The sequence below is a fragment of the Mycobacterium sp. 852002-51971_SCH5477799-a genome (assembly GCF_001667145.1).
In the GTDB taxonomy this organism is placed as follows: Bacteria; Actinomycetota; Actinomycetes; order Mycobacteriales; family Mycobacteriaceae; genus Mycobacterium.
In genome coordinates this window covers 100,870-114,988 of record NZ_LZIF01000116.1, presented here as the reverse complement: position 1 = coordinate 114,988, position 14,119 = coordinate 100,870, and the positions used below count along the sequence as shown (strand labels likewise).

The following is a 14,119-nucleotide window of genomic DNA, read 5'->3' as shown; positions in this document are numbered from 1 at the left end:
TGTTATTCGGTGTTGCCCAGTAGGCGCCGCAACAGGTGCATGGCCACCGTGGTCGAGCGCTCACGGACATCTGAGCGGTTGCCGGGGAGCCGCAGCGTGCGGGTATCGGAGCGGCCGTCGGTTGTCACGCTGAAACAGACTGTGCCGACCGGCTTTTCCTCCGTCCCCCCGCCCGGTCCGGCGATTCCGGTGATCGCAACCGCGGTGTCGGCCCCGAAGCGCTGCAGCGCGCCCGCGGCCATCGCCTCGGCCACCGGCTCGGATACCGCGCCGTGCGCTTCGATCAGCGCCGGGTCGACGCCGAGCAGCTCCGCCTTGGCCTCGTTCGAATACGACACGACACCGCCGGCCACATAGTCCGACGAGCCCGGCCGATCGGTCAACCGCGCCGCCAGCAGACCCGCGGTGCAGGACTCCGCCGTCGCAATACGGTGGCCGGCCAGAAGCTGCGCGACCAGATCGTCGACGCGCGAGCCGTCCTCGGAATACAGCTGATGCCCGTGCCTGTCCCGCAGCAGTTTGACCAGCCGCGCATACGCATCGGCAGCCTCGGGTTCGTAACGGGTGACCATCTCGATCTCCCCACGCCGCAGGCACGTGGTGATCTCGAGTTGCCCGAAGCCGGGCACGGCCTGTTCCGCCTCGCGCAGCGTTTCGGCCAGACCCGACTCCGGTAGCCCGAACATCCGCAGCATCTCCTGCCGGTAAACGGTCCGGCCGGCGATCGCGTCCTGCGCCGCGCGTGTCTCGATGGCCGTATGCCACATGGGCTGCAACTCGCGCGGCGGACCCGGCAACACGATCACCGTCGGATTGCCGGGCACAACGACGCCGGGAGCGGTCCCGACCGGGTCGAGCACCTGCGCTCCGGCCGGCACCATGGCCTGCTTGCGATTAGCGGCCCGCAGCGACTCGAAAGTGCCTGGGTCCAAAGCGGATTGGAATGCGGGGTTACGCGCCATCAGCTTCTTGAGGATGTTAGCGATCTTCTCCTCAACCTCGGCGTCCAACACCAATTCGCGTTCGCAGAACCGGGCCACCACCTCGACGGTCATATCGTCGGCCGTCGGCCCCAGGCCGCCGCTGGTGACGATCAGGTCCACACCCTGGTCGGCAAGGAACCGAAGCTGCGCTTCGATGTCGGCGGGCCGGTCGCCACAGATGGTGATGTGGGCCAGCTCGACGCCCAGCTCTAGAAGGCGATCGGCGATCCAGGGGCCATTTGCATCCTGGACCCGTCCGGTGAGGACCTCGGTTCCGGTGACAACGATGCCTGCGCGTGCGCTCACCGTCCCGAGCCTACTGGCAGTGTCACCCCCGCCGGGCCGCCTCTCTTGCCAGTTGAAGCCGCGATTTCACACCCAAATTGGTGTAAACGTGGGTCAGGTGTGTTTGCACGGTACGGGGCGAGATGAACGTTTTCGTCGCGCAACTGCACCTCCCCGCTGTGCAGCCCAATACGCAGCCGGATCGGGGCCAGTGGTGCGCGCTGCAACGCCAAGGCGCAGGCGACCGCTTCGCTGGCTCGGGCGAAGGCGACCACAAAACTGTCGCCTTCCACTTGTTCGACGGGTCGTGCGCCCTGATGGACTGCGACGACGTCCGCCAGGATGCGATCCAGCCGACTGACCGCAACCGTCATTTCGTCGGGTTGGTTCTCCCACAGCCGCGTGGAGCCTAGTGGCTGCGTGTCCGCGCGTTCGCTCAATGCTAATCAGCATCCGGCCGGTAGGAGCCGCAAAACATCAGCAAATACGCGTAGATCTACGTGGTCGCGGTCCACAGAGCTGCGGCCGCACAGGCGTTTCGATCGGCGCTGCGGGACTAACTCTGGGCGAGGTAACGCTCGACCGAGGCGACCTTTTGTGTCATCGCGTCGCTGGCCCCGGTGCGCCAGTCGGCCTTGATCACCGTACTGACTCGCGGCGCGCGGGCGGCCACGGCCTCGACCGCGCGCTGCACCACGGCCATGACCTCCACCCAGGTGTCGCCTTCGATCACGGTGAACATCGCATCCGTCTTGTTGGGCAGTCCGGAAGCGCGAACCACTCGAACCGCTTCGGCGACAATCTCGCCGACGCCCTCGCCCACCCCCATCGGGGTGACGGAAAACGCGACGAGCACGGACACCCAACGAGCGTACCCAACCTCGACGAGGCCAATCTGGCACCATCGAGGCCCATGCGGGTATTGGTGCAACGGGTCTCTTCGGCAACGGTGTCGGTCGAGGGCGCAGTGGTCGGGGCCATCCGTCCCGATGGCCAGGGCCTTGTGGCGTTGGTCGGCGTCACCCACACCGACGATCGCGAAAAGGCCCGACGGATCGCTGAGAAGCTCTGGCAGCTAAGGATTCTCGCCGACGAGCGCTCCGCGTCCGATGTCAAAGCTCCGGTATTGGTCGTCAGTCAGTTCACGTTGTACGCCGACACCGCCAAGGGCCGCCGGCCGTCCTGGAATGCGGCCGCGCGAGGCGCGGTCGCCGAGCCTCTGGTGGCCGAGTTCGCCGAGGCGCTGCGGCAACTCGGCGCCGAAGTGCAGACCGGTGTGTTCGGTGCGAACATGCAGGTCGAATTGGTGAACGACGGTCCGGTTACGGTGCTTCTGGAGCTCTGAGGCCGGCTCGGCGGGTACCGTGTAAACGTCGGCTTGCGCTCCGAGTCGACGGGAGGGGCAACCATGAACACGACACCCGAATTCGGGTCGCTCCGTTCCGACGACGACAACTGGGACATCGTCAGCAGCGTCGGATATACCGCGCTGCTGGTGGCGGGATGGCGTGCGCTGCATGCGGTGAGCCCGCAGCCGCTGGTGCGCGACGAATACGCGAAAGTCTTCATCGACGCATCGCGTGATCCGTATTTGGCCGGGGTACTTGCCAATCCGGGCACCTCCGACGACGAGATGGCATTTCCCCGCCTGTACGGCGTTCAGACCCGGTTCTTCGACGACTTCTTCGACACCGCCGGTGCGTCTGGCATCCGGCAGGCGGTGATCGTCGCCGCCGGGCTGGACTCGCGGGCGTATCGGCTCTCATGGCCAGATGGCACAAGGGTCTTCGAGGTGGATTTGCCGAAGGTCCTCGAATTCAAGGCCCAGGTCCTCGCCGAACACGGCGCTACCCCCCGGGCCCGCCGGATCGAGGTCGCCGCCGACTTGCGCACCGACTGGTCGCGGCCGCTGGAAGCGGCCGGGTTTGACGTGGAGAGTCCGAGCGCCTGGTCGGTGGAGGGGTTACTGCCCTACCTGACCGACGAGGCGCAACACGCGCTCTTCACCCGGATCAGCGGGCTCAGCGCACCGGGCAGCCGGATCGCCATCGGTGCGCTGGGATCGCGACTCGACCACGACCAACTCCACGCTCTGGAGACGAATCACCCAGGGGTCAATATGTCGGGCAACGTGGACTTTTCGGCGCTGACCTATGAACCCCAGTCGGACCCCGCGGAGTGGCTCACGGCCCATGCGTGGGCCGTCGAACCCGTGCGCAACACCCTCGATCTGCAAGCCGGGTATGGCATGACCCCGCCGGATGTCGATGTGAAGATCGACAGTTTCATGCGGTCGCAATACATCACGGCGACCAGATGACGGACTAGGGCTTCAGCAGAATCTTCACGTCGTCGCCGGATCGCGACTCCGCGGTGGCGTAGCCCTTGGCCGCTTCGTCCAAAGGCAGTGCGGTGGTGAAGATGCCGTCGACATCGAGGCGGCCCGACTGCAGGAGCGGAATCAATTCCGGCCAGGTGCGTTGCACCGGCGCAGTGGTGAATCGCATGGTCGTGCTGCGGATCAGGCAGCCCAATGCGTTGAGCGGGAACGGGTTCATGTCGTGTACACCGACGACCGAGACGGTGCCGCCGGGACGCACCGCGTTGAGCGCCTCGGTCAGGGAGGCGTCGGTGGCGACGGCGTCGATCACCGCGTCCGCGCCCCGTCCATCGGTGGCGGCGAGAATGGCCTCGAGCGCCGGAGCCTTCAGGGGTGTCGCACCCCATTGGGCGGCACGCTCTAGCCGGCCGTCCACCCGGTCGACGGCGAAAACCGTTGCCGCACCTTGGAACAGCGCACTGCGCACGCAGCACAGGCCAACCGCGCCCAAGCCGATCACCGCCACCGTGCCGCCGAATGGAATGTCAGCCCGATGTGCCGCGGCCCAGCCAGTGGCCAGGTTGTCGGTGAGCAGCAGCGCCTGCTCGGTGCTGATGCCCTCGGGCATCTTGCGCAGCTGGAAATCCGCGGCGGGCACCGCGAGCAGGTCGGCCTGCGCACCGCCGAGCACGCCGCCGCCGAAGATCTGAAAGCCGGAGTGGCACATCACCGGATCGCGCGTCGCGCATCCGGCGCACACGCCGCAGCCGGTGACCGACGACACCATGACCTGGTCGCCGACCTTGACGTCGCGCACCTCGGGTCCCGCTTCGAGCACGGTGCCGACGGCCTCATGGCCTAGCGCAATCGGGTCGGGCATCGGGAAGTCGGCCTCGTAGAAGTGCAAGTCGGATCCGCAGATCCCGGCAGCCGTCACCTCGACGATCGCCCCGTCGGGCCCGGGCAGGGCGGGATCGGGGCGGGTGTCGACCCGGATGCTGCGCGGCCCATCGACGACTACAGTGCGCATATTGGCGTGCTCACTTCCTCTGTTGCGCTGAATCTTTCGTTCGCACTACGAACTGAGACCAGTCGGGCTCGCGCACCGCGGACCAGTATTCGTTGAGACGCCATGGGCTCACGGTGTGGATCTCCCCTTCAGCATTTTTGAAATACGAATGCTTGACGGCCGGATGGGACCACACCATTTTCTTTATCTGAGTCTGTGTCCGCCGGTGCCAATCGGTGGCGGCTTCCGATTTCGGTTCGATGGAATGCATGTCGGTCTCGGCCAGGCGGGCCAGGCACTGGTCGACGTAGCGCATCTGCAGCTCGGACTGGAAGATGAGGCTGCCGCCGTGGGCCAGGTGTGTTCCCGGTCCGTAGACAATGAAGAAGTTCGGGAATTCCGGGACGGTGATCCCGAGGTAGGCATACGGCCTGCTCCCCCACATCTCATGCAGGTCGGTGCCGTTTCGTCCGGTGACTTTTAGCGGCCACAGCATATCGGTGTGCCGAAATCCGGTGGCGTACACGATGACATCGACGTGATGAGTCACGCCGTCCACGGTGACGATGCCCTGCGGCGTGATCCTCTGGATGGCCGTGCGCACCAAGTCGACGTTATCGCGCTGCAGCGTTCGCAGCCAGTTGCCGTTGTCCTGCAGCGTCCGTTTGCCACAGGCGGGATAGTCGGGCATCACCTTGGCCAACAGGTCGGCATCGTCGCTGACCTGGCTGCTGATCCATTGCGAGAACATCATGTGCGCGGCGGCATTGATGTCGCTGACGGCGTGATCCTGATCCGCGTAGCTGGGGTCGCCTTCGGCGGCATCCAGACCTTTGTCCGAGCCGGGCCACAGCACCAGGAAGCGGTACCACCGACCATAGAACGGAAGATGGCGCATCGCCCAGCGCACGCCGTCGGCGACCTCGTCGTGATACGTCGGGTTGGGGAACATCCACTGCGCGGTCCGTTGAAACACGGTGAGGTGTTCCACCTTATCGGCGATCGCCGGACCGATTTGGAAACCGCTGGCACCCGCGCCGACAAGCGCGACTCGCTTGCCTTTCAGGTCTACCGAGTGATCCCAGGCCGCCGAGTGAAATGACGGTCCCTGAAAGGTATCCGCTCCGTCGAAACCGGGAATGTTGGGACGGTTCAGTTGGCCCACCGCGGTGATCAGCGCACGTGCCTGCACGATACCCGTCTGGCCGTCCGCGCTGCGGAGCGAAATTCGCCAGGTACCGTCGTCGTCGTTCCATTCGGCCTCGAGAACCTCGGTGCGCCAACGCACGTGCTCAGCCAGGCCGTGTTTGTCGATGACCTTGGTGAAGTAGTCCTGCAGCTCGTATTGCTCGGCGAAGAAGTGTGTCCAGTCATTGTTGGGTTCGAAGCTGTAACAATAGAAATGGTTGGCCACATCCACCCGTGCGCCGGGATAAGTGTTCTCCCACCATGTTCCGCCGGGGCCCGCGTTCTTCTCCACGATGACGAACGGGATGTTGGCCTGCTTGAGGCGGACGCCGGCCAGGATGCCGGATTCGCCACACCCGACCACCAGGACCGGAAGCTCAGCGGCGCGCTCGGGCGGCAACGCGGCGGGGCGCCGCAGGTCGACGCCGTCGAGGTCGAGTTCTTCGATAATCAGCGACAGATAGTCGTCCGGAACGTGTTCGCACGCCGCCCAATCCATCATCTCCCTGATGAGTTCGGGGCTCAGTGGCTGCGGTTCGGGGCAACCGCGGTCGCGATACTCGGCGATCACCGGCAGCGCTTCGCTGCGGGCCCGCGCCTTGTCCTCCTCCGACATGAACCCCTGGACCTCGTTGAGGAAGATGCCCATCTGCTTGAAGTCGCGGATGAACCGGGGGTCGCCGGTGATGTGGACGAGCGAGAGCAACAGCGTGGGAATGCTGACATCCTCTAGAGCGGCCGCGATCTCTGGTGTGGACGTGCTGAAGGGATCGCCCGCGTAGCGGCTGCGCATCAAGCCGATCCTCTCGTTGGTGCCAAGCCAATTACGCTACGCGCAGTTTCGTAATTGGCAGCACTACGCTACCCGGTCGCTCGGCGCCGGATCAAGGACCCGTCCGAGCTTCACCAGCCGCCGGCCGCCTCTTGCGCTGCCGAGAACAATGGGTCCAAGTGGGGACCGCGCTGCGGCGCGGTCCCCGGGATGGATCAGAGGTGGGTGAGTGCCATGGCCTCGTTGCTCATGGCCTGCGGCGGGTTCCTGTTCGCCGTCTTGTGGATGGACTTGATCTTCGACGTCCAAGTTCTCCACCACCGGAACGCCGCGGCCGAACTGCCCGAGGCCGTGCTGGCTTCCATCGCGGCGTACTACCACCGCGCGACCACTACGTCCCGGCCCATGAACCGTTTGATCGCGCTCGTGATGCTCACCCTGCTAGGAGCGCTCGTGGTGCAGGCCGCCCGCGGACACGATCCGGGCTGGCTCTTGGTGGCCTCTGCCCCGCTTGCCGGCATCCCGACCATGTTGGCGTTGACGCACACGGTCCCCGATGCGGTGCGTCTCGGTCATCGCGCGGACAGCCCGTCCGAGCAGACCCGTCTGGCTCGATCGGTCTGCCGGGATCATCTACTGTGCGCCGCCTGCCTGCTCGTCTTCCTCATCCTGTGGGTGGCGAACAGCGCCGCGATCTGACGCCAGTGACGGGTCGTAGTCGTAAGACCCTGGTCAGGACCCGCTGGCCACGTCAGTGCGCTACGTACTAAACTAGAACACGTTCCAATTCGGCGAGCTCCCAGGAGTTGTAATGCACACCCCTATCTGCGACGAACTCGGCATCGAGTTCCCGATTTTCGCCTTCACCCACTGCCGCGACGTGGTCGTGGCGGTCAGCAAGGCCGGGGGGTTCGGCGTGCTCGGAGCGGTCGGCTTCACGCCCGAGCAGCTGGAGATCGAGCTGAAGTGGATCGACGAGAACATCGGCGACCACCCCTATGGCGTCGACATCGTGATCCCGAATAAATACGAAGGCATGGACTCGCACCTGTCCGCGGAGGAGCTGGCCGAGACGCTGCGCAAGATGGTGCCGCAGGAGCACCTCGACTTCGGAAAGAAGATTCTTGCCGACCATGGCGTGCCGGTCGAAGACAGCGACGGCGACACCCTGCAGCTGCTCGGGTGGACCGAGGCCACGGCCACGCCCCAGGTCGAGGTCGCGCTCAAGCACCCCAAGGTCAAGATGATTGCCAACGCGCTCGGTACCCCGCCCGCGGAAATGATCAAGCACATTCACGCGGCCGGACTCAAAGTGGCCGCGCTGTGCGGTTCGCCTTCGCAGGCTCGCAAGCATGCCGACGCGGGTGTCGACATCATCATCGCCCAGGGCGGCGAGGCCGGTGGGCACTGCGGCGAGGTCGGCTCGATCGTGCTGTGGCCCCAGGTCGTCAAGGAGGTCGCCCCGGTTCCGGTGCTGGCCGCAGGCGGCATCGGCAGCGGTGAGCAGATCGCGGCGGCACTGGCGCTCGGCGCGCAAGGCGCCTGGACCGGATCGCAGTGGTTGATGGTCGAGGAGTCCTCGAACACCCCGGTTCAGCAGGAGGCGTACGTCAAGGCCGGCAGCCGCGACACCGTCCGTAGCCGCTCGTTCACGGGCAAGCCGGCCCGCATGCTTCGCAACGACTGGACCGAGGCATGGGAGGCGCCAGACAACCCGAAGCCACTCGGAATGCCGTTGCAGTACATGGTGTCCGGTATGGCCGTGCGCGCCACCAACCGGTACCCCAACGAGTCCGTCGACGTGGCGTTCAACCCGGTTGGTCAGGTGGTCGGGCAGTTCACCAAGGTGGAGAAGACCTCAACTGTCATCGAGCGCTGGGTACAGGAGTACCTGGAAGCCACCAACCGGCTCGACGAGCTGAACGAGGCCGCCTCCGTTTAACGCGAAGGGGTCGCGCCTAGACGTCGTCGACTTCGTCGTGGCCGGTGAACGCTTCCTTTGTCCGGTCCAGCGCGTACGTTCCGATGTCGATCGAGTTCCGGACGATGCCGCTGGCGCCGCCGGCGACGTCACCGCGGAGGATGTCGCTGGCATGTTCGACGATGTCGGATGCTTTCTCGACGGCGTTGGTCGCGATGTCCCTCGCCGCGTCGACTGCATCTTTGGGATTGAAGGCCATCTCGAGTCTCCTTTTGTCACAGAACGGTTGGTACGACTCTAGACGGGGCCAGGCGCCATTTCTCGTCGGCGATGCGTCTCAGTAATGCACCAGCGTGCGCCAGTAATCTTCGGGAATCTCGGCCCCGGAGCGCATTATTCGGGCCAGCCCGACGGCCATCGCGATGCCCAGCAGCCCCAGCCAAAGCCCGGCCACTGCGATGACGATCCACAGTACGGCGGTGACTGCGGGCCAAGGGGAGAAGACGGCCAGCATGGGGGCGAAGAAAAACCCGGTGCCGATGTACCACGCGGACCCGGCGCGATCTGAGGCCAGCACGAAACGCAGCCAGCGGGGCACGACCAGTTCGCCGGGCTCGCGACGGTTCATGGCTGCACCGAATTATCCGCTGGGCGGGAAAAATCCTGCCCCGGTGAACCAGCCGGGCTGCCACCCCTGAGCTCCCAGGCACAGCATGGGAAGTCCGTCCGGCGTCTGCGCCGCGGCTTGCGAGCCGGGGCATTTCGCGCCGGTCTGCTGGACTCCGTAGAGCGGGTACGAGATCACCCAGTACCCTGTGGTCGCCGCCGGGAACTGATTAGGTGGCGGGAAATGACAGGCCTCGGCCTGGCCGCTGGTTCCACGCCCAAAGATGAAGCGCTCGTAGTTGTCGCATGGCGCACCCAGCGAAGCCTGATAGTTCATCCCCGGTACGTCGCCGTCATAGCCTGCGGCCGCGCACGGTGCCAAGCCGATGGTGATGCCCGCTATGGAAGCGGCGCTGAGCAGTTGCCGAATCATGTTCCACCCCGCCTGTCGTCGCCGGTGACCTGCACCAAAGCATATCGGTACGACCGTCGGCCACAAGACCGATTCGGCAGGCGACCGCGATCGCCGGCGTGGACCCACCATTCGTGGCCAACCGCCGGTGAAGAACACGTTCCAATTCGGACGTGGCGATCTTGCCTCAATGCTTCCCAACCAAGCTGCGGCAGTGGTTTCCTTGCACAAGGACGACTAGACCACTTCGTCATCGAGGAGCGGGCAATGCCAACCGTCGAGCCAACCGCCAAGCCGGTCCCCAAGCTGCCTCCCGGCTTCGACTTCACCGACCCGGACATCCACGCCGAGCGACTGCCGGTGGAAGAACTGGCCGAACTGCGCAGGACCGCGCCGATCTGGTGGAACGAACAGCCGAACGGGGTGGGCGGGTTCGATGACGGCGGCTTCTGGGTGGTGTCCAAGCACAAGGACGTCAAAGAGATTTCACGGCGCAGTGACGTCTTCTCCAGCCTGGAGAACACCGCCCTGCCCCGCTACAAAGAGGGCACGGTGCAAGAGCAGCGCGATACCGGCAAGTTCGTGCTGCTCAATATGGACGCCCCGCAGCACACCCATCTGCGCAAGATCATCTCCCGCGGTTTCACCCCTCGCGCCGTGGAACGGTTACGCGACGACCTGAACGAGCGTGCCAAGCGGATCGTCGAAAAAGCGGCCGCCGCGGGTGCGGGCGACTTCGTCGAGCAGGTTTCCTGCGAGCTGCCGTTGCAGGCCATCGCCGGTTTACTGGGAGTGCCGCAGGAAGACCGCATGAAGCTCTTCCACTGGTCGAATGAAATGGTGGGCGACCAGGATCCCGAGTTCGCGCGCAATGATGCGTTGGGCGCCTCGGTCGAATTGATCACCTACGCCATGCAGATGGCCGCCGACCGGGCGAAGAATCCCGGCGAAGACATCGTCACCAAGTTGGTTGAGGCCGACGTCGACGGGCACAAGCTCTCCGACGACGAGTTCGGTTTCTTCGTCATCCTGTTGGCCGTGGCCGGCAACGAGACCACGCGCAACTCCATCACGCAGGGCATGATGGCCTTCACCGACTTCCCCGATCAGTGGGAGCTGTACAAACATCAGCGTCCCGTCACGACGGCCGACGAGATCGTGCGGTGGGCCACCCCGGTCACTTCCTTCCAGCGGACCGCCCTGGCGGACTACGAGCTGTCCGGCGTTCAGATCAAAAAGGGTCAGCGCGTTGTAATGGTCTACCGCTCAGCCAATTTCGATGAGGAAGTGTTCGACGACCCGTTCAGCTTCAACATCCTGCGTGATCCCAACCCCCACGTGGGATTCGGCGGCACCGGCGCGCACTACTGCATCGGGGCCAACCTGGCGCGGATGACCATCGACCTGATGTTCAATGCGATCGCTGATGCCATGCCCGATCTGGAATCGGTCGGCAAGCCCGAACGCCTTCGATCGGGCTGGCTCAACGGAATCAAGCACTGGCAGGTCGACTACCACACCAACGGGGCCGACAAGTGCCCTGTCGCGCATCAGGCCCAGGGGTGACAAGCTAGGGGCATGCCCACTCATCGAGCCGTTCATGTCCCGTCCGCAGGTGCAGCTTTGGAGCTCGTCGACGCCGAAACCACACCACCTGGGCGCGACGAGGTACGCCTGACGGTCGCAGCGTGCGGCATCTGCGGCACCGACGCGCACTTCGTCAACGGCGGATTCCCCGGGCTATCGTGGCCGCTGACTCCCGGACATGAAATCGCCGGCAGAATCGCCGAAATTGGCGACGGTGTACAGGGTTTCGCGGTCGGTGACCGCGTCGCCGTCGGCTGGTTCGGCGGATGCTGCTACCGCTGCAACCAATGCCGTAAGGGCTGGTTCATCCACTGCGAGAACGGCAAGGTGCCGAGTTGGCAGTATCCCGGCGGCTACGCGGAGTCGGCGACGGTGCCGGTGAGCGCGCTGGCCCGGATCCCGGACGAGCTTTCCGACGCCGAAGCCGCCCCGATGGGTTGTGCGGGCGTGACTACCTATAACGCCTTGAGGCACACCAAGGCCCTGCCCGGCGATCGCGTGGCGATTCTCGGTGTCGGTGGACTCGGCCACCTCGGAGTGCAGTTCGCGCGTGCCATGGGCTTCGAGACGATCGCGATCAATCGCGGTACGGGCAAGGCTGACGATGCCCGGAAACTGGGCGCCCATCACTACATCGACTCCACCGCCAACGACCCCGCCGAGGCGCTGAAGGATCTCGGCGGCGCGACGGTTGTTCTGGCCACCGCGGGCAATTCGAAAGCGATGGCCGCCACGGTCGGCGGCATACTCCCCCAGGGTGAACTGGTCACCATCGGGGTCACGCCCGAGCCGCTGCCGATCAGCCCGGTGCAGCTGATCACGCCGGGGGTCAGCATCGTCGGCCATCCCTCCGGGACGGCGAAGGAAGTCGAAGACACAATGCAATTCGCGGTCCTGTCCGGCGTGCGGGCGTGGATCGAGGAACTGCCGTTGGCGCAAGCCGCGGAGGGCTATGCGGCCCTGGAAGAGGGTCGGGCGCACTATCGCACCGTGTTGACCATGTGACACAGTCGGTCCGTGACTTCCGGCAACGACTGCGTGTGGACGATCAGTCCGGCTGACGGTGAATTGCTGCTGCACACTGGTGTCGCCGGCAGGGCGGCGCGCATGGGCCATCGCCTCACCATGGCGATGACAAACTGGCGCGCCACCGTACGCTGGGTCGACTCTCGACCCGGCAGCGCCGAGCTTGCGGTCGAAACCGACTCACTCGAAGTGCTGCGGGGAGACGGCGGTGTCAAGGGCCTGTCTGGGGCCGAGCGGGCGCTGGTGCGGTCCAACGCCCTGAAATCGTTGTCGGCCAGTCGATTTCCGCAGATTCGCTACGTCGCAGAATGCATCGAGAAGACCGAAGGCGGCTACCGTCTGACCGGCGCGCTGCAAATCCGGGGAGCGTCGCGCGACCACGTAATCGAACTGCGCACAGAAGATCTCGGGGACTCGTGGCGAATGTCGGTAGAATCCACCATCCGCCATTCCGATTACGGTATCAAGCCCTACTCGCTGCTGATGGGTTCGGTTCAGGTTGCAGACGAGGTGTCGTTGACCTTCTCCGCGGTTCGCGCCCAAGACAATTGAGCAGCACCGCCCGGTCGGTGGCAGACGATCAGGGCTGCGGGTCGGTCGCGGCCCGCGGGGCCGAATCAACAGCCGCATCGCCGGTGTCGCCGGGTATGTGCTCCAGTACCCGGGTCAAGTAGGGTTGCCTGCTCCCGCCATCCGACTGCGGTCCGCCATCGGCCCCGGGTTGCTCGTCCGGAGCCGGCTCCGAAACCGGTTCTCCGGCAGGCGGCTTGGTCGGCGGAGCCACCTTGGTCTGGGGGGCCGCCGGAAGCGGTGCGACGGCGGGGGCCGCCTCGACGATATGTGGCGGGGGCGAATGCGTAACCTGCCTAGGTGGCGCGGCCGCGCTGGCCGGGCCGACGTGGATCCCCACCGCCAGCGATACGGAGCCGACGAAGGTGATTGCACCGGCCGCCAGCGCGGTCACGGCTCCGGCGTAGGACAACTGCCGTCTCTGAGCGGGCGCTGCAGCGAGTTCGCCGAGGTGCTCCACCAGCTGCTCGTCGGTGAACTCGGTGCTACGGGCCGCGGACAGCGCCGCGCCGCGCGCGATGGTCACCTGGGCCATCGATTGCACGAAAACTGGTACCGGCAAAGTCCTTTCGAGTTGCCAGGACAACCCGTCGACGTCGTCGTCGGCGCCGACCACTACAACGCCCCCCGGCTGCCATCCCTTGCGTTCGAACATGCCGGTCAACCAGCGGGACAGACCGTCGAAGCCGCCGCGCACGTGCTTGGTCGCAATCTGGGCTTCCCCGTCGTTCGTGTCGACCATGACGACGGTCGCCCAGTCACGGTCGAGAACGCAGACCGCCGTCTGCTCATAGCCGATGACGGGCCCGATGGCCTGAGCCAACGTCTCGATGGCCTCCACGAACCGGATCGGCACGACGTTGTCGAATCCCGCGTCAGTCAACGCCTCCAACACGAGCGCCGCCTGAGCGGATGCATCGTCGTTCCAAGTCACTCCGATGACGCGCAGGCGGTGATCGCTCGCGGCCGCCGAGGCGTCGACCCGCAGTACCTCTTCCACTACCTGTTCCGCGATACCGGCGGCGCGCATGCCATGAGCTGCGCGCAGCGCCAGCTCCTGATGATCCAGGATGGTGCCGTCCGCGCCATGTCCTTCAGCGAGGACCCAGCCAACGGTGGATGGCGTCACTGACAGGCCAAGAACCGTGTCCAAATTTATGCCCCAATCGGTCCCGCGTCTCCGACGCCCTCAGCCACACCGACGCGCACCATGAAGCCGCAGGTGCGGTGATTCGAGAGGGCCGGAACAGACCCGGGATAGCGTGGTCTTCATCGGCTTGCTCCGGAAGAGCCTACGCGGTCGGCGCAAGTCCGGCTGCCCCGGTCAGGCATCGCTCAGGAATCGCCAAGACGAACAGGGTGGCGCCGCTCAATCTGCGCCGGTCGCCACTGCCGCGCGGTCGGGCAGTCCTGCCAGGCGCTGATTCGGGCGGTGGTCCC

Annotated in this window: 16 protein-coding genes and 1 pseudogene; 7 read left to right on the top strand and 10 right to left on the bottom strand. The window is 65.5% G+C overall.

Translation table 11 applies throughout. The features are described from left to right. Positions 1-2: 2 nt before the first annotated feature. The 4 genes and pseudogenes from A5753_RS19620 to A5753_RS19610 all read right to left on the bottom strand — a co-directional run bounded on the left by A5753_RS19620 (position 3) and on the right by A5753_RS19610 (position 2,130). A complete protein-coding gene (locus tag A5753_RS19620) occupies positions 3-1,289 on the bottom strand; it encodes a competence/damage-inducible protein A (protein ID WP_067131955.1) in 1,287 nt (428 codons plus the stop codon). A gap of 22 nt (positions 1,290-1,311) precedes the next feature. Further along, complete coding sequence (locus tag A5753_RS24940) at positions 1,312-1,398, bottom strand: hypothetical protein (protein ID WP_231990120.1); 87 nt, start codon at positions 1,396-1,398, stop codon at positions 1,312-1,314. 4 nt (positions 1,399-1,402) lie between these two features. Further along, a pseudogene (locus A5753_RS24935) lies at positions 1,403-1,708 on the bottom strand (hypothetical protein); the annotation flags it as partial. A gap of 116 nt (positions 1,709-1,824) precedes the next feature. After that, positions 1,825-2,130, bottom strand: a complete 306-nt coding sequence (locus A5753_RS19610; RefSeq protein ID WP_067131949.1) for an MTH1187 family thiamine-binding protein — start codon at positions 2,128-2,130, stop codon at positions 1,825-1,827. Between the two features lie 51 nt (positions 2,131-2,181). On the opposite strand from A5753_RS19610, the gene dtd reads away from it, so the two are divergent. Both dtd and A5753_RS19600 read left to right on the top strand, forming a co-directional pair. Then, complete coding sequence (gene dtd, locus A5753_RS19605) at positions 2,182-2,613, top strand: D-aminoacyl-tRNA deacylase (protein ID WP_067131946.1); 432 nt, start codon at positions 2,182-2,184, stop codon at positions 2,611-2,613. Between the two features lie 63 nt (positions 2,614-2,676). Continuing rightward, positions 2,677-3,588, top strand: coding sequence for a class I SAM-dependent methyltransferase (locus tag A5753_RS19600; protein ID WP_067131943.1), 912 nt, complete (start codon positions 2,677-2,679; stop codon positions 3,586-3,588). A 4-nt stretch (positions 3,589-3,592) separates the two neighbouring features. Here the strand turns inward: A5753_RS19600 and A5753_RS19595 are convergent, their stop codons facing one another. Next, positions 3,593-4,618, bottom strand: coding sequence for an alcohol dehydrogenase catalytic domain-containing protein (locus A5753_RS19595; RefSeq protein ID WP_067131941.1), 1,026 nt, complete (start codon positions 4,616-4,618; stop codon positions 3,593-3,595). A 10-nt stretch (positions 4,619-4,628) separates the two neighbouring features. Continuing rightward, the gene (locus tag A5753_RS19590; protein ID WP_067131938.1) at positions 4,629-6,578 is read right to left on the bottom strand and encodes an NAD(P)/FAD-dependent oxidoreductase; all 1,950 of its coding nucleotides are present in this window, start codon (positions 6,576-6,578) and stop codon (positions 4,629-4,631) included. Positions 6,579-6,791: 213 nt separating this feature from the next. Here A5753_RS19590 and A5753_RS19585 point away from each other — a divergent pair, with 213 nt between their 5' ends. Together A5753_RS19585 and A5753_RS19580 are read left to right on the top strand one after the other, a co-directional pair. Further along, positions 6,792-7,256: a hypothetical protein gene (locus tag A5753_RS19585; RefSeq protein ID WP_067132514.1), complete on the top strand. Its 465-nt coding sequence runs from the start codon at positions 6,792-6,794 to the stop codon at positions 7,254-7,256. 112 nt (positions 7,257-7,368) lie between these two features. After that, on the top strand, positions 7,369-8,499 hold the full coding sequence (locus A5753_RS19580; protein ID WP_067131935.1) for a nitronate monooxygenase: 1,131 nt from the start codon (positions 7,369-7,371) through the stop codon (positions 8,497-8,499). Positions 8,500-8,515: 16 nt separating this feature from the next. Here A5753_RS19580 and A5753_RS19575 read toward each other — a convergent pair whose 3' ends face one another. From A5753_RS19575 to A5753_RS19565, 3 genes are all read right to left on the bottom strand, one after another. Then, entirely contained in the window at positions 8,516-8,737 is a 222-nt protein-coding gene (locus tag A5753_RS19575; RefSeq protein ID WP_067131932.1) for a hypothetical protein, read from the bottom strand. A gap of 78 nt (positions 8,738-8,815) precedes the next feature. Beyond that, positions 8,816-9,106: a hypothetical protein gene (locus A5753_RS19570; RefSeq protein WP_067131930.1), complete on the bottom strand. Its 291-nt coding sequence runs from the start codon at positions 9,104-9,106 to the stop codon at positions 8,816-8,818. Between the two features lie 12 nt (positions 9,107-9,118). Further along, positions 9,119-9,517, bottom strand: coding sequence for a hypothetical protein (locus A5753_RS19565; protein ID WP_067131927.1), 399 nt, complete (start codon positions 9,515-9,517; stop codon positions 9,119-9,121). Positions 9,518-9,763: 246 nt separating this feature from the next. On the opposite strand from A5753_RS19565, the gene A5753_RS19560 reads away from it, so the two are divergent. Genes A5753_RS19560 through A5753_RS19550 form a run of 3 tightly spaced genes read left to right on the top strand, consistent with a single transcriptional unit; the run spans position 9,764 to position 12,661 of the window. Next, positions 9,764-11,062 carry a cytochrome P450 gene (locus A5753_RS19560; protein ID WP_067131922.1) on the top strand — a complete coding sequence of 433 codons (1,299 nt, stop codon included), beginning with the start codon at positions 9,764-9,766 and terminating at the stop codon, positions 11,060-11,062. A gap of 12 nt (positions 11,063-11,074) precedes the next feature. Further along, entirely contained in the window at positions 11,075-12,088 is a 1,014-nt protein-coding gene (locus tag A5753_RS19555) for an alcohol dehydrogenase (RefSeq protein WP_067131918.1), read from the top strand. A 12-nt stretch (positions 12,089-12,100) separates the two neighbouring features. Next, positions 12,101-12,661 (top strand): YceI family protein, encoded by a 561-nt coding sequence (locus A5753_RS19550; protein ID WP_067131915.1) that lies wholly within the window; start codon positions 12,101-12,103, stop codon positions 12,659-12,661. A gap of 28 nt (positions 12,662-12,689) precedes the next feature. On the opposite strand, the gene A5753_RS19545 is transcribed toward A5753_RS19550, so the two are convergent. Beyond that, positions 12,690-13,832, bottom strand: a complete 1,143-nt coding sequence (locus A5753_RS19545; RefSeq protein ID WP_067131912.1) for a hypothetical protein — start codon at positions 13,830-13,832, stop codon at positions 12,690-12,692. Between the last annotated feature and the right edge of the window lie 287 nt (positions 13,833-14,119).